At 72.2% G+C, this 21797-nt stretch carries 15 protein-coding genes; 3 read left to right on the top strand and 12 right to left on the bottom strand.

Annotated elements, in window-relative coordinates:
* Window positions 1-210: 210 nt before the first annotated feature.
* The 3 genes from IF01_RS0134960 to rpe all read right to left on the bottom strand — a co-directional run bounded on the left by IF01_RS0134960 (window position 211) and on the right by rpe (window position 4948).
* Entirely contained in the window at window positions 211-1194 is a 984-nt protein-coding gene (locus IF01_RS0134960) for a Gfo/Idh/MocA family protein (protein ID WP_078880569.1), read from the bottom strand.
* Between the two features lie 52 nt (window positions 1195-1246).
* Window positions 1247-3883 (bottom strand): tetratricopeptide repeat protein, encoded by a 2637-nt coding sequence (locus IF01_RS0134955; protein ID WP_157855442.1) that lies wholly within the window; start codon window positions 3881-3883, stop codon window positions 1247-1249.
* Between the two features lie 381 nt (window positions 3884-4264).
* A complete protein-coding gene (rpe, locus tag IF01_RS0134950) occupies window positions 4265-4948 on the bottom strand; it encodes a ribulose-phosphate 3-epimerase (RefSeq protein ID WP_030397640.1) in 684 nt (227 codons plus the stop codon).
* A 286-nt stretch (window positions 4949-5234) separates the two neighbouring features.
* On the opposite strand from rpe, the gene IF01_RS0134945 reads away from it, so the two are divergent.
* Window positions 5235-6095, top strand: a complete 861-nt coding sequence (locus IF01_RS0134945; protein ID WP_037782304.1) for an SCO6745 family protein — start codon at window positions 5235-5237, stop codon at window positions 6093-6095.
* 66 nt (window positions 6096-6161) lie between these two features.
* Here the strand turns inward: IF01_RS0134945 and IF01_RS0134940 are convergent, their stop codons facing one another.
* The 7 genes from IF01_RS0134940 to IF01_RS0134910 all read right to left on the bottom strand — a co-directional run bounded on the left by IF01_RS0134940 (window position 6162) and on the right by IF01_RS0134910 (window position 13988).
* Window positions 6162-6764 carry a DUF4188 domain-containing protein gene (locus IF01_RS0134940; protein WP_078880568.1) on the bottom strand — a complete coding sequence of 201 codons (603 nt, stop codon included), beginning with the start codon at window positions 6762-6764 and terminating at the stop codon, window positions 6162-6164.
* Window positions 6765-6914: 150 nt separating this feature from the next.
* Window positions 6915-7571, bottom strand: coding sequence for a TetR/AcrR family transcriptional regulator (locus IF01_RS0134935; RefSeq protein ID WP_037782301.1), 657 nt, complete (start codon window positions 7569-7571; stop codon window positions 6915-6917).
* Between the two features lie 24 nt (window positions 7572-7595).
* Complete coding sequence (locus tag IF01_RS0134930; RefSeq protein ID WP_157855441.1) at window positions 7596-9161, bottom strand: PE-PGRS family protein; 1566 nt, start codon at window positions 9159-9161, stop codon at window positions 7596-7598.
* A gap of 5 nt (window positions 9162-9166) precedes the next feature.
* A complete protein-coding gene (locus tag IF01_RS0134925) occupies window positions 9167-10702 on the bottom strand; it encodes an FAD-dependent monooxygenase (RefSeq protein ID WP_030397635.1) in 1536 nt (511 codons plus the stop codon).
* Window positions 10703-11019: 317 nt separating this feature from the next.
* Window positions 11020-12006 (bottom strand): aldo/keto reductase, encoded by a 987-nt coding sequence (locus tag IF01_RS0134920; protein WP_030397634.1) that lies wholly within the window; start codon window positions 12004-12006, stop codon window positions 11020-11022.
* Window positions 12007-12141: 135 nt separating this feature from the next.
* A complete protein-coding gene (locus IF01_RS0134915) occupies window positions 12142-12999 on the bottom strand; it encodes an ABC transporter permease (protein ID WP_030397633.1) in 858 nt (285 codons plus the stop codon).
* Entirely contained in the window at window positions 12999-13988 is a 990-nt protein-coding gene (locus IF01_RS0134910; protein ID WP_051756813.1) for an ATP-binding cassette domain-containing protein, read from the bottom strand. The genes IF01_RS0134915 and IF01_RS0134910 overlap by 1 nt, the downstream gene beginning before the upstream one ends.
* Before the next feature lie 179 nt (window positions 13989-14167).
* On the opposite strand from IF01_RS0134910, the gene IF01_RS0134905 reads away from it, so the two are divergent.
* Window positions 14168-14953: a TetR/AcrR family transcriptional regulator C-terminal domain-containing protein gene (locus IF01_RS0134905; protein WP_244215722.1), complete on the top strand. Its 786-nt coding sequence runs from the start codon at window positions 14168-14170 to the stop codon at window positions 14951-14953.
* A 6-nt stretch (window positions 14954-14959) separates the two neighbouring features.
* On the opposite strand, the gene IF01_RS44595 is transcribed toward IF01_RS0134905, so the two are convergent.
* Complete coding sequence (locus IF01_RS44595) at window positions 14960-16387, bottom strand: serine/threonine-protein kinase (protein ID WP_157855440.1); 1428 nt, start codon at window positions 16385-16387, stop codon at window positions 14960-14962.
* A 125-nt stretch (window positions 16388-16512) separates the two neighbouring features.
* On the opposite strand from IF01_RS44595, the gene IF01_RS0134895 reads away from it, so the two are divergent.
* On the top strand, window positions 16513-17658 hold the full coding sequence (locus IF01_RS0134895; RefSeq protein ID WP_030397629.1) for a serine hydrolase domain-containing protein: 1146 nt from the start codon (window positions 16513-16515) through the stop codon (window positions 17656-17658).
* A 114-nt stretch (window positions 17659-17772) separates the two neighbouring features.
* On the opposite strand, the gene IF01_RS0134890 is transcribed toward IF01_RS0134895, so the two are convergent.
* Window positions 17773-21714, bottom strand: coding sequence for a ricin-type beta-trefoil lectin domain protein (locus tag IF01_RS0134890; RefSeq protein ID WP_157855439.1), 3942 nt, complete (start codon window positions 21712-21714; stop codon window positions 17773-17775).
* Window positions 21715-21797 lie beyond the last annotated feature (83 nt).

The raw sequence follows: 21797 nt of genomic DNA, 5'->3' as shown, positions 1-21797 counted from the left end.
CCGCACGACTCCTCCCCCACCCCACAGCCCTGGCACCCCACCAGCCCCCTCGGCCACAATCACACCGCCCCCACCGGCACAACGGTGATCGCCTTCGCCCTCTCGTCGTCCGGCCACCCATCAAAACTCGCCCCTGTTCGACAATTTGAGGACCAGTCATTTCACTCCTGAATCGACCGGGCCCCACCCCAGGACCCGGCCGACCGGCGGCTACGGCTCCTGCGGTACCGCCTGATGAATCTCGGTGATCGTCGCCGCGGCGTCGAAGCCGAGCACCGGATCCGGCCGGCCGGAGAGCAGGTCGGCATAGAGCGGTCGATAGTGGGCAATCTTCCGTCCGGTCCGGCCGTCGTTGCCGAAGGAAGCCAGCAACTCACCTTCCCTGGAGGCGAATCCGGTCATCGCGGTATGGTCGATCCAGACCTCGACACCGGAACGGCCGAACGCCAGGCAACTCTCCTTACTGCTGGCACCAGTCAGCCAACTGCTGCGCAGGCGGGCGGAGCCGACCTCGCCCCGGGACCGGAAGCCCACCGTGCACCACGCACTCGCGCCGCCGTCCAGGTACTCGGCGGAGGTGAGTCCGGTGAGTTCCACGAAGCGGGTGAGCATGCTGAGCTGGTTCACTCCGGAGTCCGTCCAACTGGAGACGTACGAAGCGAACGCCTCGGCTCCCCGCAGGACGTAGGGGTCGTAGAAAGCGGAGGTGATGGTCGTCACCGGCCCCCATTCGGGGTGCGCCGCGAGCAGCTCCGCCGCCCAGTCCACTTCGGGCGAGAAGGCGAAGTGGTGGGCCGTGAACACGCGGCCGCGCACGTCGACCTTGCCGTCCAGGTCACGCAACGTTTCGAGGGCGGCGCGATCGTGCACCAGCGGCTTCTCCACCAGCAAGCGGGCCGTGGAACGGAGCAGCGTCAGTTCCGTCAGCGCGGCGTGCGTCTCCGTCGGGGTGGCGAGGACCACCAGGTCCGGCCGGTGCTCGTCGAGCGCCCGGGTGAGGTCGCCGTAGTGGGGCGGCGTCCGCCCCCGGAACACCACGGGCTCCACAGGTCGGGGATCAACGGTGAACTCCAGCTGCACGTCCGGCCGTTCGGCGAGGACGGCGAGGTGGGTCCCGGCGATGATTCCGACCCCCACCAAACCGACACGTACCGGCTCGACACGTACCGACTCAACGCGCGCCGGGTTGGCCATGAGCTCTCGTCCCCTCGTCCGATCCGGCCCCGCGCCTCAGGGCCCCGGTGCCTCATCGTCGCGCGGCCACCCCGGCCCACCGGCCCAACGACACGTCCGGACCGTCGACCCACTCGACCTGCGGCTCGTGCTCCATCGCCGTCGGGACCCCCTCGATCCAACTGGTCACGATCGGAACCCAGTAGGTGTTGCCGCCCGACCGACGGGTTCGCGCGTCGAGTTCGGCCCGGGTGCGGCGGGCCCCGTCGTGGTCGTCACCGAGGACCCGGAGCAGGACCTGGGCCACGTCGGCCAGGTTGTGACCGCCTCGGTAGCCGATCTCGTCCGCCAGCTGCCGGGTGCCGTCGATCGCCTGTACCGCGGCCCCACTGTCACCGGCCACCGCATGAGCAACCGCCTCGGCAGAGCGGACCTTGACCAGTTCGACCGGGTTCGGCACCAGGTCGAGCAGGTCCCGCGCGCGGGCCGCCGCATCCGACACCGCCGCGGTGTCGCCGGACCAGCACACGGTCTGCGCCAGGTTGGCCAGCGCCTTCGCCTCCGCGGCAGCCAGACCCTCCCGCCGGGCCAGGCCGATCGCCTCCCCGTACGCGGCACCCGCCTCGTCGAAGCGAGCGTTGACCCGCCAGATGTGCCCGATCAGCCGGAGTCGCTCGCCCTCGTCCTCCGGCCCGCGGCTGCGCTGCTCCCGCAGCGAGTCCAGGGCGGTTCCGAACCGCCCGTTGAGGTAGTCGAAGTCGCAGAGCCAGTACCGGGCCACCGCGTCGAACTCGCCCCCCGCCAGGGCACGGTAGATCTCGGCCGCCCCGATGTAGTCGCCGTGGTTGCGCAGCGCGTGGGCGAGGTGGATCCGCACCAGCTGCGCGGTCGGACTGCCCGACGGCAGACCTTCTCCCGCGGCGCCGAGCACCTCGACCGCCTGCGCGGCACGGCCCGTACGGCGCAGTTGGACACCCCGTACGGCGGCACGAACGGCCCGGTACTCCGGTGTCCCGGTCCCTTCGACGGAGTGCCCGGTGCCCAGCTCCGACCACTGGCCCGCCTCGATCAGGCGCTGCGCGACCCGGGTCATCCAGTCCTCGAAGACCCCGTGTGCGGCCGAGAGCTTGAGCCCGGCTTCCAGCGCCTGGGCGAGGGCGACCCGCCCGGTACCCGGACCGAGGCCCTTTCCCAGCCAGGAGAGCAGTCGGGCCGCGACCTCGCTGCGGTCGCGGTCGGACCAGCCGTCCGGGAGGGTCCGGTCCGCCTCCCCGATGGCGTGACGGAGCGCCGCGTGCAGGGCGTACGGCAGCGCGTAGGCGTCGTCGTGGGTCAGGAACGGCCGGCGCAGGAACCGGGCGACGCTGCCGTCGGAGACACCGGGCTGTCCGGCCCGCAGCAGCTCGGCACCGACCCGGTCGGTGAGCGCCGCGGTCCGGACCAGGTCGCGTTCCTCCCGGGGCAGGTCACGGATCGACCGGGTGGCCACCGCCGTGAACGAGCCGCCGAAGTCGTCGGGCGACGGCTGCCCGCGGCGGGCGAGGAGCGCGACGAAGTGCGACACCGACAGGTCCAGGTACAGGGGCAGCCCCTGCCCTCCGGAGATGATCCGCCGACGGACCTCGTCGGGCATGGCCGGTCGGCCGTCCCGGACGAGCGCCTCGCGGAGGTAGCTGTCGGCGTCGGAGTCCGAGAGGTAGCCGACCAGGTGCTGGCGGGGTTCCACGGTGTCGTTGCTGAAGTGCAGGTTGGGCCAGCTCTGCGGGCCGGTGAAGTCCAGCTCGCCGCCCGCGCCCGTGTCGGCCCAGTCGATCCGGTTCCGGCCGGTGATCACGAACAGCACGTTGGGCATCAGATAGGCACAGCGTTGGATCAGACGCTCCACCGTGCGGTCGGCGCGCCCGTTGACCACCTCGAAGGTGTCCAGGAAGACGCACACCGTGGGCCGCCGGGCCGGTCGGCTCCGGTGCGGAAGGCGGTCGAGGTCCCAGGCGAGCAGGTAGGGGAAGTAGGAGAGCGTCTCGTAGTCCGCGTCGGCCTCGACCAGTTCGGCGAACAGCTCGCAGTCGGCAAGCAGCCGCCCCTCGCGCACCCGGTCCCGGACGGCGCGGTAGGTGGCCAGGGCTGCGCGGTGCGCAAGCCCGGTCAGCCCGCCGAGCCCGGTGGGGTCGACGTCCCGCACCGTCTCCGCGATCTGATCGCCGAGCCCGACGCTCCGGGAGGCCCGGCGCAGCGCCGGTGAGGAGTCGAGGAAGTCCTGCAAGGGTTCCCCGGGGTGCGCGCGGGCCCAGTACGCGGCGAGCGCCAGGTCGAACGCCTGCCAGCGACTGCCCAACTGCCCCAGCCCTGCCCGCAGGCGCAGGAGCAGGCCCTCGATGTCACATGCGCCGTCCTCGGACAGGTCGACGCGTACGGCCACGACATCGTCGCGCCCCTCCGCCGCCGCGTCCGCGAGCAGCCGACGCTCCAGCTCGTGCGAGAGCGTCGACTTGCCTATGCCGCCGACCCCGTACAGCGTCAGGACGTTGCGGCGTCCCTGCGCCCGGTCCATCACCGGCGATACCTCGGCCTCGTCCAGCGTCCGGCGCAGGCCCGCGACAGACCGCTCGAAGGCGGCCACCTCGTCGACCCGGTTGGTGAAGACCTGCTGCGCCGTCACGGTGGACGACAGGCCGCTCATGAACGCGGCTCGAAGGTTCACCCGTGCCATTCCGCCTCCTTCTTCGCGCCGCCAGGGCGGGTTTCCGATTCGCATCGCGTGAGGAGCATCCGACTTGAGATCCTGTCAGTTTCTCGTGCGGCAACACAAGAAGCCTCCCTGACCGGCGGAAATGCGGCTGGAGGCACCGATACTGTCCGGCGGGCCTCTGGGCCTCCAGGAGTCGCCGGGCCTCGTCAGGACGGCCTGACGGCAACCGCCCGGTCGCGCGCAGCTGTTCTGCGCGCGACCGGGCGGTGAGGGTGCATCGGCCGACCGGCGGCCGTTCAGGTTGTGCGGGCGGCGGTCACCCGAGGCGCACCGAGGCCTCGCCCGGGGGCGTGCCGCATCGGGCACGCCCCCGGACCGGTCCGCTGGGGTCCGGCCGCCGCCTCAGTGCGCGCAGGCCCACCCGGCGCCGGCGGTGGCGGCGTCGGCGAGGGTGCGCAGCTTGGCGACCGCCTCGGCCGGGTCCTGGGCCCCGTACACCGCGGAGCCGGCGACGAAGACGTCCGCGCCGGCCTCGGCGCAGCGCTCGATGGTGCTCGCCGAGACTCCGCCGTCGACCTGGAGCCACAGTTCGAGGCCGTGCTTGGAGATGAGCTCCCTGGTCCGGCGGATCTTCGGCAGCATGATGTCCAGGAACGCCTGGCCGCCGAAGCCGGGCTCGACGGTCATGATCAGCAGCATGTCGAGTTCCGGCAGCAGGTCCTCGTAGGGCTCGATCGGCGTGGCCGGCTTGAGCGCCATCGACGCCCGGGCGCCCTTGGCGCGGATCTCGCGGGCGAGCCGGACGGGGGCGGCGGCGGCCTCGACGTGGAAGGTGACCGAGCCGGCGCCCGCCTCGACGTACTGGGGTGCCCAGCGGTCCGGGTCCTCGATCATGAGGTGGCAGTCGAGCGGGATGTCGGTGGCCCGGGCGAGCGATTCGACGATCGGGACGCCGAGGGTCAGGTTCGGCACGAAGTGGTTGTCCATCACGTCGACGTGCAGCCAGTCCGAGCCCCGCACGGCCTCGGCCTCCTGGGCGAGGCGGGCGAAGTCCGCGGACAGGATGCTGGGGTTGATCTGCGCCATGGGGCCTGTTACCTCTTCTTGCCTGCGTGCCGAGGGTGTTCGGAGTCCCGGGGAGTCGGGGCCCGGCTGGTCCGGGCCCGGCACCCGGGGGTCCGGGGCGCGCACGGGGCGCACCCGTGCCCATCATCCCTCGCGCCGTCGGGGGCGTGTCACCAGTGAGACCTCCCCGTGACCGTCATCACACCGGGGGCAGGGTTATCGTGACGGCCACCGTGGTCATCAGGCCTGTACGACACCGCATCCCTCCCCCTCGCGCTCCCCGCGCCCCTTCGAGGAAGGTCCTCCGTTGGCCGATCTGGTCCACCCCGCCCGCGCCCTTTGGTGGCTCTTCGAACCCGTGCACGCCGTCACCTACTTCACCCCCGAGGGCCTCGCCGCCTTCGAGGAGGTCGGCCTGCGCGGCGTCGCCCGCAGCTACTTCGGCGGCCGGGCCGCCCCGCTCGGCGCGGTGGACGCCCCGCCGGTGATCGCCGCGTTCTTCAACTTCGCGCCCGCCCCGATCGAGCGCGCGCTCCCGGCGATCTGGAAGCTGGCCTCCCCGGAGGCCGCGCTCGCCGCCCGGATCGGCGGTGCCTCGGCGGCCCTGGAGCGGCTGCTGGAGCACGTCGACCCGGCGCAGATCGAGCTGGCGGCGGACCTGCTGGCGGACGCGGTCACCCGGTTGGACTGCGCCGGCCGGGTGCTGGCCGCCGCCAACGCCGCCCTCCCCAGCCCGTCCGACCCGCACGGGCGGCTCTGGCAGGCCGCCACGGTGATGCGCGAGCACCGGGGTGACGGCCATGTCGCCGCCCTGGTCGCCGCCGGCCTGGACGGCTGCGAGGCGCTGGTGGTGCGCTGCGCCCTGGACGTACGGCGCGAGGCTCTGCAGCCGGTGCGCGGCTGGACGGACGCGGAGTGGGACGCGGCGACCGCCCGACTGGTCGAGCGTGGCTGGATCACCGAGCGCGGCACCATCACCGAGTGCGGCCGGATCCGGCACCAGGCCCTGGAGGCCGCCACCGACCTCGCCGCCGCCCGGGTCTGGGAGCACCACCCGCGCGCCGAGCTCGACCGGCTCGCGGCGGCACTCAAGCCGATCTCGGCACTCTGTCGCGCCGCACTGCCCCCGATCAACCCGATCGGCCTCCCGGCGACCACCACCGCCTGAGCGGCGAGAGCCATCGCTTGAGCGGTGGCGGCCCCCGCGGAGGGAGTCCGCGGGGGCCGCCGTCCTTCACTCCGACGTGTTCGCCGGGGTCGCGGCAGGTTCCTTCCCTTCCGGCCCCTCCCGTCCCGGCCCCTCCCCTTCCGGCCCCTCCCGTCCCGGCCCCTCCCGTCCCGGGTCCGAGCGGAAGGCCAGCCGCTGCCTGGCGCTGCGCCCCCGGCCCTCCACCGGCAGCACGCCGCTCGCGCCCGCGAGCCCGAACGGCGGCATGTCGAAGTACACGGACTCGTAGCTGCCCTCCGGCACGATGTACGCCTCGTGCCAGAGGCCGACGTGCCCGCGCATGCTGCCCTTCTTGAGCTTGTTGTTGGCGATCTTCCAGACCCGGTGGTGGAAGGCGTCCGGCGCGGTCGCGTACGCGTAGAGCTTCTCCTCGGACTCCCAGTACTGGACGGCGTAGTAGGTGCGCGGCGATGCGGTCAGCAGGACCTTCCCGCGCAGGCCGCGTTCCGGTTGCCGGCCCAGCTCGTGCAGCATCCGGAACATCGCCAGCAGCATCGGGAACCACTGGTGGACGGCCCAGAACCGGTTGATCCGCATCCCGATGAGCAGGACGACGGTATCCCCGGTGGCAGCCGCGGTGGTGAAGCCCGGAGTCGGTTTCGCGAACACGTCTGCCCCCAGCCCTGTCGGCTCTTCAGACCCTCCCGCCCCTTGGGCTACTCGCGGGTAGAGGTCGATGTAATCGGTGATTACATCAGCGCGCACCGACCCGGTCAACCCTCCGCGCACGCGAAGTCCCGTCCGCGAAGTTCCCTCCGCTCAGCGGGGGTTGGCGATCCCCCGGCCGAAGGTGTCGAGCACCTGCGCGGCCACCTCCTCCGCCTTCTCGGCCGGCAGGTACCCGTCCAGGATCATCTGCGCCAGCCCGTACACCAGCGCCTGACCCGCGAACCCCACCAGCTCCGGATCACCGGGCCGCAGCAGACCCGCCGCCTGGTCGGCGACGATCACCTCGGTGTACGCGCGGTCGATCCCCGACAAGCGTTCCCGCAGCTCCGGTTGCGGGGCCGGCGCGAACACCCGCGAGCGCACCAGCGCGAACCGGTGCGGGTGCCGGACGGCGTACCGGACGAAGCCCAGCCCGAGCGCCCGCAGCACCGCCCGCCGGTCCCCCGCGCTGCCGGCGGCCCCCTCCCCGGCCCCAGCAACCCCCGCCTCCGTCGCCGCCGCGACCTCGGCCCGCTGCCACGCCTCGAAGTCCGCCAGCACCCGGTCCGCCACCGCCGTCAGCAGCGCCCGCCGGTCCGCGAAGTGCCGGAACGGCGCCCCCGCCGACACCCCAGCCCGCCGCGCCACCTCCCGCATGGTGACCTGCTCCTGCCCCACCTCGTCCAGCAGCTCGAACGCCACCCCGACCAGCGCCTCGGGCAACGCCCCGTGGTGGTAACTCCCGCGCCCCGCGGGCCTCTCCGTCATGCGGGAAGTGCTATCACACCACCGTCAGCCGGCGCCGAGGATCACCGCGTCCACCACCACCGGCGGCTCCAGCAGGTGCCGCAGCACCGCCGCGGGCACCGCCGGATTCCGGGCCGCCTCCTCCGCCGTGCGCACGTCCGCCAGGAGCCCGGCCAGCACGGCCGCCGGCACGCGCGGATCCCGGCGCGCCCGGCACCGTACCCACGGGTCCTCGTCGTCCAGCAGCCGTTGCACCGAGCCCACCGACAGCCGGGGATTCTCCAGGGCACGCGCCCGGACCCCGGCGTCCTCGTCACCGGCACACCGCTCGAACAGGTCGACGGACGCCGCCGGATCGTCCGGCGCGAGCCACCGCAGCCGCGGGTCGGGGTCGTCGGCGAACCGGAGCAGGCCCACGCGCGGGAAGTTCGGGTGGTCCCGGACCCGCCGGATCCCGCGCGCCCACATCTCCAGCAGCAACTCGGCCGGCGCCTGGACGCAGTTCTCGGCCAGCAGCAGACGGACGACGAAGTCCTCGTCCCGGGCCAGGACTTCGACGACGTCCGACGGCAGTTCCCGCACCCGCGCGACGCTGCGCCGCAGCGCCGGGTGCGCGGACGCGGCGCAGCGCCGCATCTCCGCCGCGTCCCCCCGGCGCTCCGACACCCACGACGGGGGCGCGTACCACCCGCTCGGGTCGAGGTCGAGACCGACGACGATGCCGGCACGCTCGGCCTCGTCCAGCTCCGGCCGCAGCGAGACCTCGAACCGGACGGCCTGCTCCCCGTCCTGCGCGAGCACCGCGACCAGGTCCGCGTCCAGCCGGGGGTTCGCGGCCAGGGCCCGCCGTACCGCCGACTCGGCGCGGGCCAGGGTTGCGGCCAGCTCGCCCGCCAACAGGCATGTCCCCACGATCCGCAACCGGTCGGCCTCCTCGAGACCGACCGTCAACGCCCCGAACTCCTCCACCCCCAGCGGCTCGACGGCGTACCGGGCCAGCACGGCCTCCGCCCGGACCCCGGAGTGCCGGTCCGCCGGCAGAGCGGCCCGTGCCGCCGCGTCGAGGTGCGGCCACGCGCGCCCGACCACCCGTGCCCGCACCGCCCCGCTCGCGTCCCCGAGCAGGGCGGTCAGGTGTTCCTCCGACAGATCACGCCGACAAGCGATTTCCTCGCGGACCGTGACGCTCGGGTCCGCCACGAGGCGATCGACGTCCGCCGCGTCCAGCGCCAGGTCCGGTCCACCGGAGTGCAACACCAGCAGCCGCACCCCGGTGCTCGCGTCACGCAGGAGCCGCTGCCGCTGCGCCCCGGTCAGGTCGGTACGCTCCGCCGCCCGCGCCCGCACCCGCGCCGAGGGATGCGCGATCCACGCGTCCACCAGCGCTTCCGGCAACGGCTCGCACGTCAGGTGATTCAGCAGCGGGTCCTCCTCCTCCAGCTCCGTCATCACCCGCACCCGCAGCTCCGGCGGCGCCGCGGGATTCAGCAGTGCCCCGTTCCGCCAACGCTCCCGCAGCGCCCCGGTGACGCCCTCCGGCCGGAGTACCCGCGCCCAGCAGTCCGCGAGCGGTGCTTCCCCGTCCGTCGGCGTCACGTCCGTCACCGTCACGTCCGTCACCGTTCCCCTGCCTCGCCCCACCGCGGGGTGCCCCACCAGCGGGTCAGTGCGGCCTCCAGCTCCTGCCGGTCCTCGCCGACCCAGACCACGTGGCCGTCCGGACGGAGCAGCAGCGCGGGCACGTCCACCCCCGGGTCCCCGTCCTCGTCGTCGACGATGTCGGCGACGACGTGGTCGACGCGGTCCGCCCATCCGTCGACCGACAGCCGTCCGCCGTCGGTGCGGTCGAGGAGCAGGCCCCGGCCGGTGTGCATCAGGCCGTAGAGGCGGCGGCCGTCCGACAACGGGACGTCCCGCAGCCGCCGGCCGAGCAGTTCGTGGCCGCTGTCCTGGCCGCCGTCCTGGTCGCCCGCACGACCTGCGCCGACGTCGTAGCGGACGTCGACCGCGGTGATCATGCCGGTGATGTAGCGGTTGACCTCGTCGAACTCCATCAGCCGCGTGAGCAGTTCGCGCAGTGCGGTCGGCCCCGGCGCGGCACCCAGCAGGGTCATCTGCGCCCGGGTGTTCGTCAGCACCCGGGCGCCGACCGGGTGGCGCTCCGCGTGGTAGCTGTCCAACAGGCCCTCCGGTGCCCACCCGTCGACCTCGGCGGCGAGCTTCCAGCCCAGGTTGAACGCATCCTGGACCCCGAGGTTGAGGCCCTGCCCGCCGGTCGGCGGGTGGATGTGCGCGGCGTCGCCGGCCAGCAGCACCCGGCCGACCCGGTAGCGCTCGGCCTGCCGCGTCGCGTCGCCGAAGCGGGAGAGCCAGTGGGGCGAGTGCGCACCGAAGTCGGTGCCCGCGACGGCCCGCAGCCGCGCCCTGAACTCCTCCAGCGTCGGCGGCGTCGACCGGTCCTCGGCCACACCGTCCGCCGGCACGATCATCCGCGCGACCCCGGCACGGCCGTCGATGTCCGGCGCCACGCCGAACCGCAGCTCGGTCCGGCGCACCCGCTCGACCACCTCGGCGACCTTCGCCCGGTCTTCGGTGAACTCCAGGTCCCCGATCAGCGTCTCGACCGTGGCCGGCTCACCGGGGAAGCCCACCCCGAGCGCCTTGCGCACCGTGCTGCGCCCGCCGTCGCACCCGACGAGGTAGCGCGAGCGCAGCCGGGTGCCGTCCGCCAGCTCGACGTCCACCCCGTCCGCGTCCTGCTCCAACCCGGCCACCTCGTGGCCGCACCGGATCTCGGCGCCCAGCTCGCGCGCCCGTTCCTCAAGGAGCCGCTCGGTGACCGCCTGCGGCGTCGCCAGCCCGTACGGGTGAGCGGTGTCCATACCGTCCGGCCAGGCCGCCATGACGCCGCCAAACAGTCCGCCCACCCGGAACTTCTCGCTCACCGCGAGGAACCGCTCCAGCAGCCCCCGCTGGTCCATGATCTCCACGCTGCGCGCGTGCAGACCGCGTCCGCGCGACTCGGCCGTCCGCTCCGCCAGCCGCTCCAGCACCACCACACCGACCCCGTGCAACCGCAACTCGCACGCGAGCATCAGCCCGGTCGGCCCGCCGCCGACCACGATCACGTCCACCGTCGAACGCCCGTCCATCACCGCTTGCCCCGTCCCGCCGTGTCCTGCCATCCACCAAGGGAGACAAAGAAGACCAAATCCCATGAATCAGCCGTTTTCATCCTCGCCCGGTTCAGGTCGGTCATTCTGCGCCACCACCACCCCCTTGCGGCAAGGCCCCCTACTCGCTATAAGTTGAGAGTGGCAACGAGTGGGTTTTCCTCGTTGCCTTTGTTGTTGCCACCCGTCCTTGTCGCCCGTCCTTGTCGCCGTTCTTGCCCCCGTCCGTCCCCGAGCCGCGACGCTCGGGGACGGACGGGGGGACGGGGGAACGGGGAGCGACAGGGGCGACTCCCCTACCAGGCGTAGTCCTCCGGGGCGGGCCGGCGGCCCGGGAAGAGGGTGTCCAGGCGGGCGAGCAGGTCGTCGTCGAGCTTGATGTCCAGCGCGTGCACGGCCGCGTCGAGGTGGCCGAGGGTACGCGGGCCGACGATCGGGGCGGTGACGGCGGGGCGCGAGAGCAGCCAGGCGAGGGCGAGGTCGGCGGGGTGCTCGCCGAGTTCGTCGGCGAGGTCCTCGTAGGCCTGGATGCGGTCGCGGTTGGCCGCCAGGATCTCGCCCGCGTGCTGGAGCCCGCCGCGGACCAGGCCGCCCTCGCGCTCCTTGCGCAGGGCACCGCCGAGCACGCCGCTGCGCAGCGGGGACCACGGCAGCAGGCCGAGCCCGTAGTGCTCGACGGCGGGGATCACCTCCAGTTCGATCGTCCGGTCCAGCAGGTTGTAGAGGGACTGCTCGCTGACCAGGCCGAGGAAGTGCCGTGCCTTGGCGGCCTCCTGGGCCTGGGCGATGTGCCAGCCGGCGAAGTTGCTGGAGCCGACGTAGATGATCTTGCCCTGGGCGACCAGGACCTCCATCGCCTGCCAGATCTCCTCCCAGGGCGTGTCCCGGTCGATGTGGTGCATCTGGTAGAGGTCGATGTGGTCGGTGCCCAGCCGGCGCAGGCTGTCCTCGACGGCCCGGCGGATCGCGAGCGCGGACAGCCGCCCTTCGTTCGGCCAATCACCCATCGGGGCATAGGCCTTGGTGGCGAGCACGGTCCGCTCGCGGCGGCCGTCGCCCTTGGCGAACCAGCGACCGATGATCTCCTCGGTGCGCCCCTTGTGGTTGCCCTCGGAGTCGCGGCCGTAACTGTTCGAAGTGTCGAAGAAGTTGATGCCCCGTTCGTGGGCGCTGTCCATGATCAGATGGGCGTCGGACTCCTCGGTGTGCGGACCGAAGTTCATGGTGCCCAGGCAGAGTCGGGAAACGGTGAGGCCGGTGCGGCCGAGGTGGGTGAACTCCATGCGCCCCACCCTCCGCCGCACCGGCCGTGCTGTCCAGCACATTCCGCCCCGTGGGAAACGGGTTGCCGGGGTGCGTCCGACTGTGCCGGAGCAGGGGGCGGTGCGGGCCGCGCCCCATGACGGCCGACCGTGCGGCTACGTCCCGTGGCTGGCGAACTTCCGCACCGCGAACGGACCGCAGACCAGCAGCAGTACCGCGCACCACAGCAGGGCAGCCGGGACGGAGTGCTGCATCGGCCAGGCCGCCGACGGGGCGGACGGGTTGCCGAAGAGGTCGCGCCCGGCCTGGACGACGGCGCTCATCGGGTTCCACTCGGCGACCGCCGCCAGCCAGCCGGGCATGCCGCCGGTGGGCACGAAAGCGTTGGTGACCATGGCCAACGGGAAGACCGCGACCACCAGTTGGCCGGCCGCCTCCTCCTTGCCGACGGCCAGGCCGAGCAGCAGTCCGACCCAGGTCATGGCGAACCGGAAGAGCAGCAGCAGCCCGAACGCCCCCGCCGCGTCGGCGGCCCCGCCCCGGATCCGCCAGCCGACGACCAGGCCGACCGCCGCGAGCAGGGCCAGCACCACCACGCTCACCAGCAGGTCGGCGAGGGTCTGCCCGAGCAGCAGGCCGGTCCGGGAGACCGCCATCGACCGCAGCCGGTCGGTGACGCCGCGCCCGACGTCCCGGGCGGCGCCGACCATGGTCGGCATGATGCCGTTGACGGCCACCATGGCGAACAGCCCGGGCATCAGGAACTCCCGGTAGCCGTCGACAGATCCGGCACCGGACGCGCCGGGCGCACCGGTCGCACCGGTCGCACCGGCTGCGCCGGTTTCGGCACCCGGCACGGTGATGGCACTGCCGAACACATAGCCGAACACCACCACCATCAGCACGGGCACGGCGAGCGAGACGGCCAGCAGCCCGGGCGAGCGGCGGTAGTGGAGCAGGACACGGAGCATCGACGACCACGTGTCGGCGGCCAGGTTGGCGACTGCGGACATCAGGCGACCTTCCTCTCGGCGGAGGCGTCGGCGGTTGCCGCGGCATCGGAGTCCTCGGAGCCGCCACCCCGCACCCTCCCGGTGAGCGCGAGGAAGACGTCGTCCAACGAGGGCGGCCGCACCGCCGCATCGACCGCGACCACCCCCACCGCGTCCAACTCCCGCACCAGCTTGGGCAGCAGCACCTTCACCCCCGGCCGGGACACCACCTCCACCGTCCGCTCGTCCTGGTCCACCGCCACGTCGCCGTTCCCCGCGAGCGCCGACAGGACCACGGCGGCCCGGCCGAGTTGGCCGGCGTCGGCGAGGGTGACCGACACCCGGGTGCCGATCGACTCCTTGAGCCGCTCGGGCGGACCGGTGGCGATGGCGGCGCCGTGGTCGATCACCACGACGGTGTCGGCCAGCCGGTCGGCCTCCTCCAGGTACTGGGTGGTGAGCAGCACCGTGGTCCCGGCCTCGGCCAACTCCTGCACCGCGTCCCAGATCTGCCGCCTGCTGCGCGGGTCGAGCCCGGTGGTCGGCTCGTCGAGGAAGAGCACCGGCGGGGCGGTGACCAGGCTGGCGACGAGATCGAGCCGTCGCCGCATGCCGCCGGAGTAGGTGCGCACCAGCCGGTCGGCGGCCCCGGTGAGCCCGAAGCGGTCGAGCAGTTCCTCGGCGCGGTCCCGGGCACCCCGGCCGCCGAGGCGGTGCAGCCGACCGAGGAGGTGCAGGTTGTCGCGGCCGGTGAGGCCCTCGTCCACGGCGGCGTGCTGCCCGGCCAGGCCGATGCTGCGCCGGACCGCGTCCGGTTCGCGGGCCACGTCGTGACCGGCGACCCGCGCCGCCCCCCGGTCGGGGGCGACCAGGGTCGCGAGCACCCGGACGGCGGTGGTCTTGCCCGCGCCGTTGGGGCCGAGCAGGCCGCAGACGGTGCCGGCCGGCACGGCGAGGTCGAGGCCGCGCAGCGCCCGGGTGGCGCCGAAGCGTTTCTCCACACCGGACATCTCGACGGCGAAGGCGGCGTTCCGGGCTGCCTCGGAACTCTTCGGGATGCCGGTCCAGGCGGTGTCGGACATGGCTCTGCCACTCCCTCACTAGGTACAGCGTACGTAGAAACGAACGCAAGCGCATCGTACTACGTACGCCGTACGTATCTAAGATGGGGAACCGAGGTGATCTACCAGTGCCGTCCAGCGAGCAACCGAGCAGCAAAACCCCCAGCAGCAGCACCAGCAGTACCCCCAGCACCAGCCCCGCCGCCGCGCCGACCCCCGGCGAGTCGCCCGAGCTGATCTGGCTGCGCCCCGAGCGCACCGGCCGGGGCCCCCGGCCCGCCCACAGCCGGACCTCCATCGCCGCCGCCGCGATCGTCATCGCCGACGCCGAGGGCCTGGACGCGGTCTCCATGCGCCGGGTCGCGGCCGCGCTCGGCGCGGGCACCATGTCGCTCTACAACTACGTGCCGAAGAAGGAGCACCTGCTCGACCTCATGCTCGACGCCGTCGCCGGCGAGTACGACTACTCCGGCCTCACCCCGACCGGTGACTGCCGCGCCGACCTCCGCCGCCTCGCGCACGAGCAGCTCGCCGCCCTGCGCCGCCACCCCTGGGTGCCGACTCTGGTGATCGCCCGGCCGGGGCTCGGCCCCAACGCCCTGCGCTACACCGAGCACTTCCTCGCCGTCACCGAGCCGAGCGGCCTGGACGGCACAGCCCGCCTGGAGGCGCTCGCCCTGCTCACCGGGTTCGTGTGCCAGTTCGCGCAGTACGAGCGCACGGCGGCGGCCGGCGCCAAGTGGCAGGCGGACCTGGCCGGTTACCTCGGCCGCGCCGCCGCGAGCGGTGAATTCCCGCACCTGGCTGCCGCGTTCGCCACCACCGGAGCAGCGGCCGACAGCCCCGACGCGGTGTTCGACCGCTCGCTCGACCGCGTGATCACGGCCGCCCTGGCCCCGGTGGGAACCGCCTGACATCCGCTACCGGCGTCGGCGGCTGCCCGGGACGAACATCCAGAGCAGCCAGGAACCCGTGCCGAGCAGGAGCATGTTCACGACGATCTGCCCGGGCGCCTCGCCGAATCCGGTGAACCAGCCGCCGAACTTCACCTCCAGCAGAGTGGCGGTGAGGTACCAGAGGCCGAAGTCCGCGACGACGGCCACGACCCACACGACCGCCGGGTGCCAACGCGGCCGGGGCAACGCGTTGGCCAGTGCCAGGGCGCCGGTGATGGCCAACGCCAGCGGTGCGTAACCGCTGACGACATGATCGAGGTAGTTCCACGGCAGAACCGTGCCGACGACCCAGATCAGCGCCAGACACCCGATGAAACGCACCAGCACCGCCACCGCGGGATTCGCCCCGGACCGCTCCGGCTCCGGGGCCGCCGGCGCCGTTGCCACCATCGGGCTCCCCCACCCCGCCGCCACCGGATCCTGCCAACCCCCGTGCGGGAACTCCCCCGTCGGCCGGCCCGACGCCAGCGGCCCGGGTCCGACCTGCGGCGGGATCCGCACCGGCCCCAACGGCACACCCCCGGACATCACCGGCGGCGGTCCGAACGCCCCTCCGACTGCGCCCGCAGCCCCCGCCCGGGCCACCGCCTCCAGCGCCGCCAACGCCTGCTCCGCCGACGGTCGCGCCGCCGGATCCTTCGCCAACAGCGCGCCCAGCAACGGCGCCAGCGCCCCCGCCCGCACCATCGGACGCGGCTCCTTGGTCACCACCGCCACGCACAGCGCGCCGAAGGTGTCCCCACTGAACGGCGCCTCGCCCTCCACCGCCGAGTACAGCGTCGCGCCCAGCGCCCACAGATCGTTGGCGGGAGCCGCGGGCCGGCCCTCCAACTGCTCCGGCGCCATGTACGCGGGCGTGCCGATGACCGCCCCGGTCCGGGTGAGCGCCGTGGTGGCGTCCGCCATGTGCGCGATCCCGAAATCGGTGAGGATCACCCGCTCACCCATCAGCAGCACATTGTCAGGCTTGAGATCACGGTGCACGATGCCCGCAGCGTGCGCCTGCCGGAGCGCCTTCACCATCGCCGCACCGAGCTCCGCGACCCGCGCCACCGGCAAAGCCCCACCTCGGGCGACGGCCGCCGCCAGCGACTCCCCGTCGACGAACTCCATCACGATCACCGGCGCGCCCTCGTACTCGGCCACGTCGTGCACGGTGATGATCCCGGGATGGTTCAGCCGCGCCGCGGCCCGCGCCTCCCGCAGCACCCGCTGCACGAGCTGCTCGCGCTCGGCCTCCGTGACGCCCTGCGGCAGGAGCACCTCCTTCACCGCGACATCCCGACCCAACGTGGTGTCCCACCCACGCCAGACCCGCCCCATGCCACCCTGGCCGATCAGCTCCACGAGCTGGTACCGGCCCCCGATCAGTGCCCCGTTCACCGCTGCCACGCGCCAAACCCTAGCGGCCGGACCACCCGCTACTACTGCCGGATCATCAAATCGTTTCCCCCGACCGCCGACCCCCGCCTACCGTTGGCGCGCCAACAATCCTGCACCGGGAGACGGAACCACCCATGCACCAGCGCCACGACCACCACGGCTGGGCCGACGAGGGCTACGGCGCGGTCGCCGACGCCTTCGCCCGCAACTACGGCGACTTCCCCGAACTCGGCTCCGCCGTCACCGTCCACGTCGGCGGCCGCAAGGTGGTCGAACTGTGGGGCGGCATCGCCGACGAACGCACCGGCCGGCCCTGGCAGTCCGACACCCTGGTCCCGGTCTTCTCCTGCGCCAAGGCCCTGGTCTCCCTCTCCGCCCACCTGCTCGCCCAGCAGGGCCGCCTCGACCTGGACGCGCCGATCGCCACCTACTGGCCGGAGTTCGCACGCCACGGCAAGGAGGCGATCACCACCCGCTCGGTGCTCTCCCACCGCGCCGGCATCCCCGTCCTCGACGCCTCCCCGACCTTCGAGGAGATCGCCGCCTGGACCCCGGTCGTCCGCGCCATCGAGGAGCAGCGCCCCCTCTGGGAGCCGGGCACCACCCACGAGTACCACGGCCACGTCTTCGGCTTCGCGATCGGCGAGGTGGTCCGCCGCATCACCGGCCTCACCCCGGGCGCCTACTTCCGCACCACCCTCGCCGAACCCCTCGGCCTGGACGCCCACCTGGGCCTCCCCGCCACCGAACTCCCCCGTCTGGCCCGCCTTGCCGAGGCCGAGGGCCGCCGCCCGATGCCCGGCCCCGAGCACCTGCTCACCCGCATCGTCACCATGAACGGCGCCCTGGTCTTCCCCGGCCTCGACGAACCGCACGGCTGGAACGACCCCGCCCTGCACACCCTCGAACTCCCCGGCGCGGGCGCCGTCGCCACCGCCACCGGGCTCTCCGCCACCCTCGCCGCCGCCGTCACCGGCCTCGACGGCCACCCGCCCCTCCTCACCCCCGCCACCATCGCCGACGCCACGCGCGAACTCACCTCCGGCCCCGGCTTCCTGGGCTTCGACATGGGCGCCCGCTGGTCCTCCGGCTTCCTCCTCCCCTCCCCCACCTTCCGCCCCATGCTCACCCCCCAGAGCTTCGGCAACGACGGCGCCGGCGGCCAATTCACCTTCGCCGACCCCACCACCACCCACACCTTCGCCTACACCGCCAACCGCCTCATCGGCCACGCCGACCCCCGCGCCAACAACCTGGTCGCGGCCCTGCCCAGCCCCTGACCTGCAAACAGCACGAAGCCCGCCCGATCGCCCCACCGGTCGGTGGCGCGGTCGGGCGGGCAGAGGTGTGGAAGGTGATGGTCGGCTACGGCCTCCCGTCACCACGAGCCGGGATCAGGGTGTCCGCTCGGGGACGAGCGTCCACTGCTGGTTGTCCTGCAGCCCGGGGCACTCGTAGATGTCGAGACGGGTGCCCGGATCGGTTGCCCAGCCGGGAAGTTCCAGGCAGCGGCCTGCGGGGTGGTCACCGTCGATGGTGGCCGGCAGGAAGAGGCGGCCGTCGGGACGCATCGCCCACTTCTGCCCCTTGCCGTCCTCGCACCGGGCGAGGACGACTGCCGTCCCGTCACCGAGACCGCCGTCCTTGGTCGAGAGGCAGTAGCCGCCCGCCCGCACGGTGCCGTCGGTGGCGAGGTTGAACCGCTGGTTCGCGGTCTCCCAGCAGCCCCACAGTGCGACGGTGGCCCCGTCGTGCGGTCCGCCCTCGGCGTCGACGCAGCGCGAGGCGGCGCGGTTGGAACGGATGGAGACCGCGGCGTTCGCGTGGCCGAGGTACTGGAGGGGGCTGAAGCCGTCGACCTTGTTCTTGGTGCCGTCGCTGCTCCGGCCCGGGTAGACGGTGATGACCTTGTTGTTGTCGATGGCCCAGACATCGGGGAAGCCGTCGTTGTTGAGGTCGCCCGCGCCGACCTGCGGCTGCGCCGCAGTGGTCCAGTCGGCTCCGGAGAGGATGAGGAAGCCGGCGTCCGGACGGGTCAGGGAGGAGTAGTCGACCGAGCCGTCGGCGTTCCAACCGAGCGCGTAGGAGTAGATGTTGCCGTTGGTGCGGTGGCGGGCCCAGACGGTGGTCTGGTTGACGGGGGTCGTCGTGCCGGGCTTGACGCTGGCGCCGTTGGCGGCACCGGGGCTGAGGAGTTCGTAGTCCGCCCAGTTTCCACTCGTCGTGGGAATCAGTGCAGCAGGACCGAACCTGTCGGCCGTACCGTTGGTTTGGAAGAGGTAGAGGCTGTCGTGTTCCAGGGTGAGGAAGGCGGTTTGGCTCGTGATGATGATGCGAGCAGGGTCTGCCGGATCTCCGCCGACAGCCTCGCCTTCCGGGGTCCCGATGGCAGCCACTTGGGAGACGTTGCTCCAGCCGTTCGCGTTGTAATCCGGGCAGGCCGCGCCGGTGCCGACGGCCGTACAGGTGGCCGGACGCCTGAGATAAGTCGGAATGAGCTTGTCGTAGCGCCCGGTCCCGTCGTTCGGCACGAGGTAGAGAGCGTTCTTCAGCTCACTCGGCGTGTCCTTGGTGTAATGGGCAACGATCTGGTCGACGGACTGCCCGGACGCAAGGGTTCCGTGATGGCTGATCTGGAAGTCCGACCAGGATGTACCGAACTCCGCGCTGCCCGGTGCCGCGGCAGCCGGGGCTGCCACGGAATTGACCGGGTCGGTGGTGCCGCCGATGATCCGCAGCTCGCCCTTGGCGTCGGTCACGACGATGTCGGGCTTCTGGTCGTTGTCGATGTCTCCGAACAGGGGCTGGGTCCCGGGCTTCCACGGTGCATAGAAGCTGTACCAGGCGGGCTGGCTGTAGTTGCCCGCGTTGTCCATCGCCCAGGCGTAGACGATGTTGGTACCCCAGTTGTGCGGGGTGAACGGGACCTGTGCGCCGGGTCCGTACGTGCCGGGCTGACCGCACGTCCAACCGACGACCGGAGTCGGGTCGGAACTGAAGCGCACACACGCGATGCCGGAAGCCTGGAGGCCGTTGCCGGGCGCCGGGTCCTCCGCATTGATGGAAAAGTAGCCGCTGTCACCGGCGTAGCGGGCGGGATGGTCATTCGGAGTGCCGGAGGGCGGGAAGTCCGTGGAGGCAATGCTCAACCGGGGGTTGGTGCGGTCGACCCGAAAGTAGCACCAGGCACTGTTGGGCGAGGTGAGGAGGGTGTCCGTCGCCCGGGCCAGCCAGCCGTACTGGTGCCCGTCGGCCAGCGCGCCGACACTGAGTGACGGTCCGGGGTTGTTCTGCGCGCCGCCCCAGCTTCCCTGTTCAATACGGAAGTTGGGATCATTGTCGTCCCACAGGGTGTAGCCGGTGTAGACGTTCTGTCCGGCGGGGGACCAGCTGTTGACGGTCAGGTAGAGGTTCAGGTTGTTGCCGACCCAACCGGGGTTGTCCCAGGGGTTGGCGCCGCCACTGGTGCACTCGGCCGTGCTGTTGCTGCTCGCGAAGCCGGGCGCCGGACTGGTGCGCGGGTACCAGACGGTGGGGGTGATGTCGTAGGTGGTGGTGATGCTCGGGTTGCTGGCGATGGCGTGGCGGTAGAGCTTCTCCCATTCGGTGGCCGTCGGGGCGATGCCGATGGTCCAGGTGCTCCAGGTACCGGCCGCGGCCTGCTTCATGATGTCGGTGACGTCGACGGCAAGGGGCCCGGTGCCGGTGATCTTCTGGCCGCCGACGTAGGAGCAACCTTCCATGACCATGTTGCCGTTGGTCCCGCAGGGCTGGTTGTTCCAGGTGCTGCGCTCACCGATGCCCCTGGGTGCCCAGTAGACACCGAGGTCGGTCGGGGTGCCTGGGCTCGAGGCTCCGCTGACCTGCCCGTTGAGCGTGGAGGCGAAGAGGGTGGGCGGGTACTCGGCACCGGGGACCTTGGTGTGGATCGCCGGGTTGACCTTGAACTGGAAATAGGCCCGCTCGCGGCCCAGGTCCTTGCAGTCCTGGGCCGGGTCGCTGCTGCGGTAGCCACAGAAGCCGGTGGAGAGATTGGACTTCTTGTTGTAGTTCTCGAAGTTCTTGTAGTTCTCCTGGACCTGCACCGAGCCCTCGACGGAACTGGTGACCGCGGTGAGGGTCGGGTCCAGGTACCAGGGACCGGCTCCGGAGCCCAGTGCGTCCTGGTCGGGAGTCAGCTCGATGGCGCCGCCGGAGACCTTGCTGCCGATCGCGGCGACCTTGGCCCCGTCCCCGGGAGCCTCGGCCGTGGACGGGATCCCATCGGCCGGCCGCGAGTCGTTCGCGCTGGTCACCGTTGAGGAGGCGAACGCCGCCTTGACCGGGGCCGTTGCGGCGGAGCCCGCCACGGGACGGGAGGAGTCCCACTGGAGCGGTGCGGGCGAGCGGAAGCGCAGCGCGCCCTTGTCGTCCTTGACGTCGATGCCCCCGCGCTCGTCGGAGGTGACCGTCAGCCCTTGCGCGGTGAGCGGGAATCGCAGGGTCTTCAGCGCGGGGTTCTCGGCCGCCTGGGCCGTGTGAACCACGATCACGTCGCGCCAGCCACCGACCGGCAGCGCCGTCAGCTGGAGGTCGACGTCGGGAAGGACATTCGGGTAGGTGGCGGTCGCGCCACTCAGCGTGGGGCGGGGCAACGGGAACGGGGCGTCGACAGCGAGCTTCTTGCCGTCGGCGGTCGAAACGGTCGCCATCGGTCCGCCGCCACCGCCGGAGAACGCCACCGGGAGGCTCGCCACAGCCGGACCGATGGTGCCGTCCGCGTTCGGTCGCAACGCGGCGTCCAGGTCGACCCACGCGCCGTCGTGCTTGGTACGGACGGGCTGCGCGTTGTCCGTGGTCGTCAGCGTTCCGGCCGGGTTCGCTACCGTCCGCGAGGCTTCGTCGGTCATCGCCTCGACGACGACCGGCTTACCGGTGGAGCGGGCCTTCGCGACGGCGTCGAGCATCGCCTGCTGGGCGGGCGTCCGCTGTGGCGAGGTGGCCGGAGGAACGAGTGGCGGCACGCCGCCCGCCGGTCCGTGGGAGGCCGGCCGAGGCGCATCGGCGGCGAAGGAGACCGGCGCCGTCAGCAGGCCGAGACCGATGAGGAAGCTCGTACCGAGGGCGGCCAGACGCAGAGTGCGCCGACGTATGAGCCGACGTTTGGCCGGTGACATTGGTGTGCCCACTCGTGGGCGCGCGGTGGTGGACATGTCGATTCTGTGACCCCTCCCGGATGGCAGCCCCGACTCTGGGGCAGCGTTCGGGTCGGAACGATGACCCCTGAGCCGCAGAACGGTCAAACCGAATACCGATGTGAGCGGAGATGTCCGAAACCGTCTTTCCCGGCAGGTCAAGAATCCATAAACATCACATGCATGGTGACCAAACGACCTGGTAGCGCGTCGGATCGGTCACATATTGTCACGTCGATCATTCG

Origin of the sequence: Kitasatospora purpeofusca (assembly GCF_000718025.1) — a bacterium.
GTDB classification, from domain to species: Bacteria; Actinomycetota; Actinomycetes; order Streptomycetales; family Streptomycetaceae; genus Kitasatospora; species Kitasatospora purpeofusca.
Note: the sequence above shows the minus strand (reverse complement) of the source record. Positions and strands in the feature narration are given on the sequence as shown.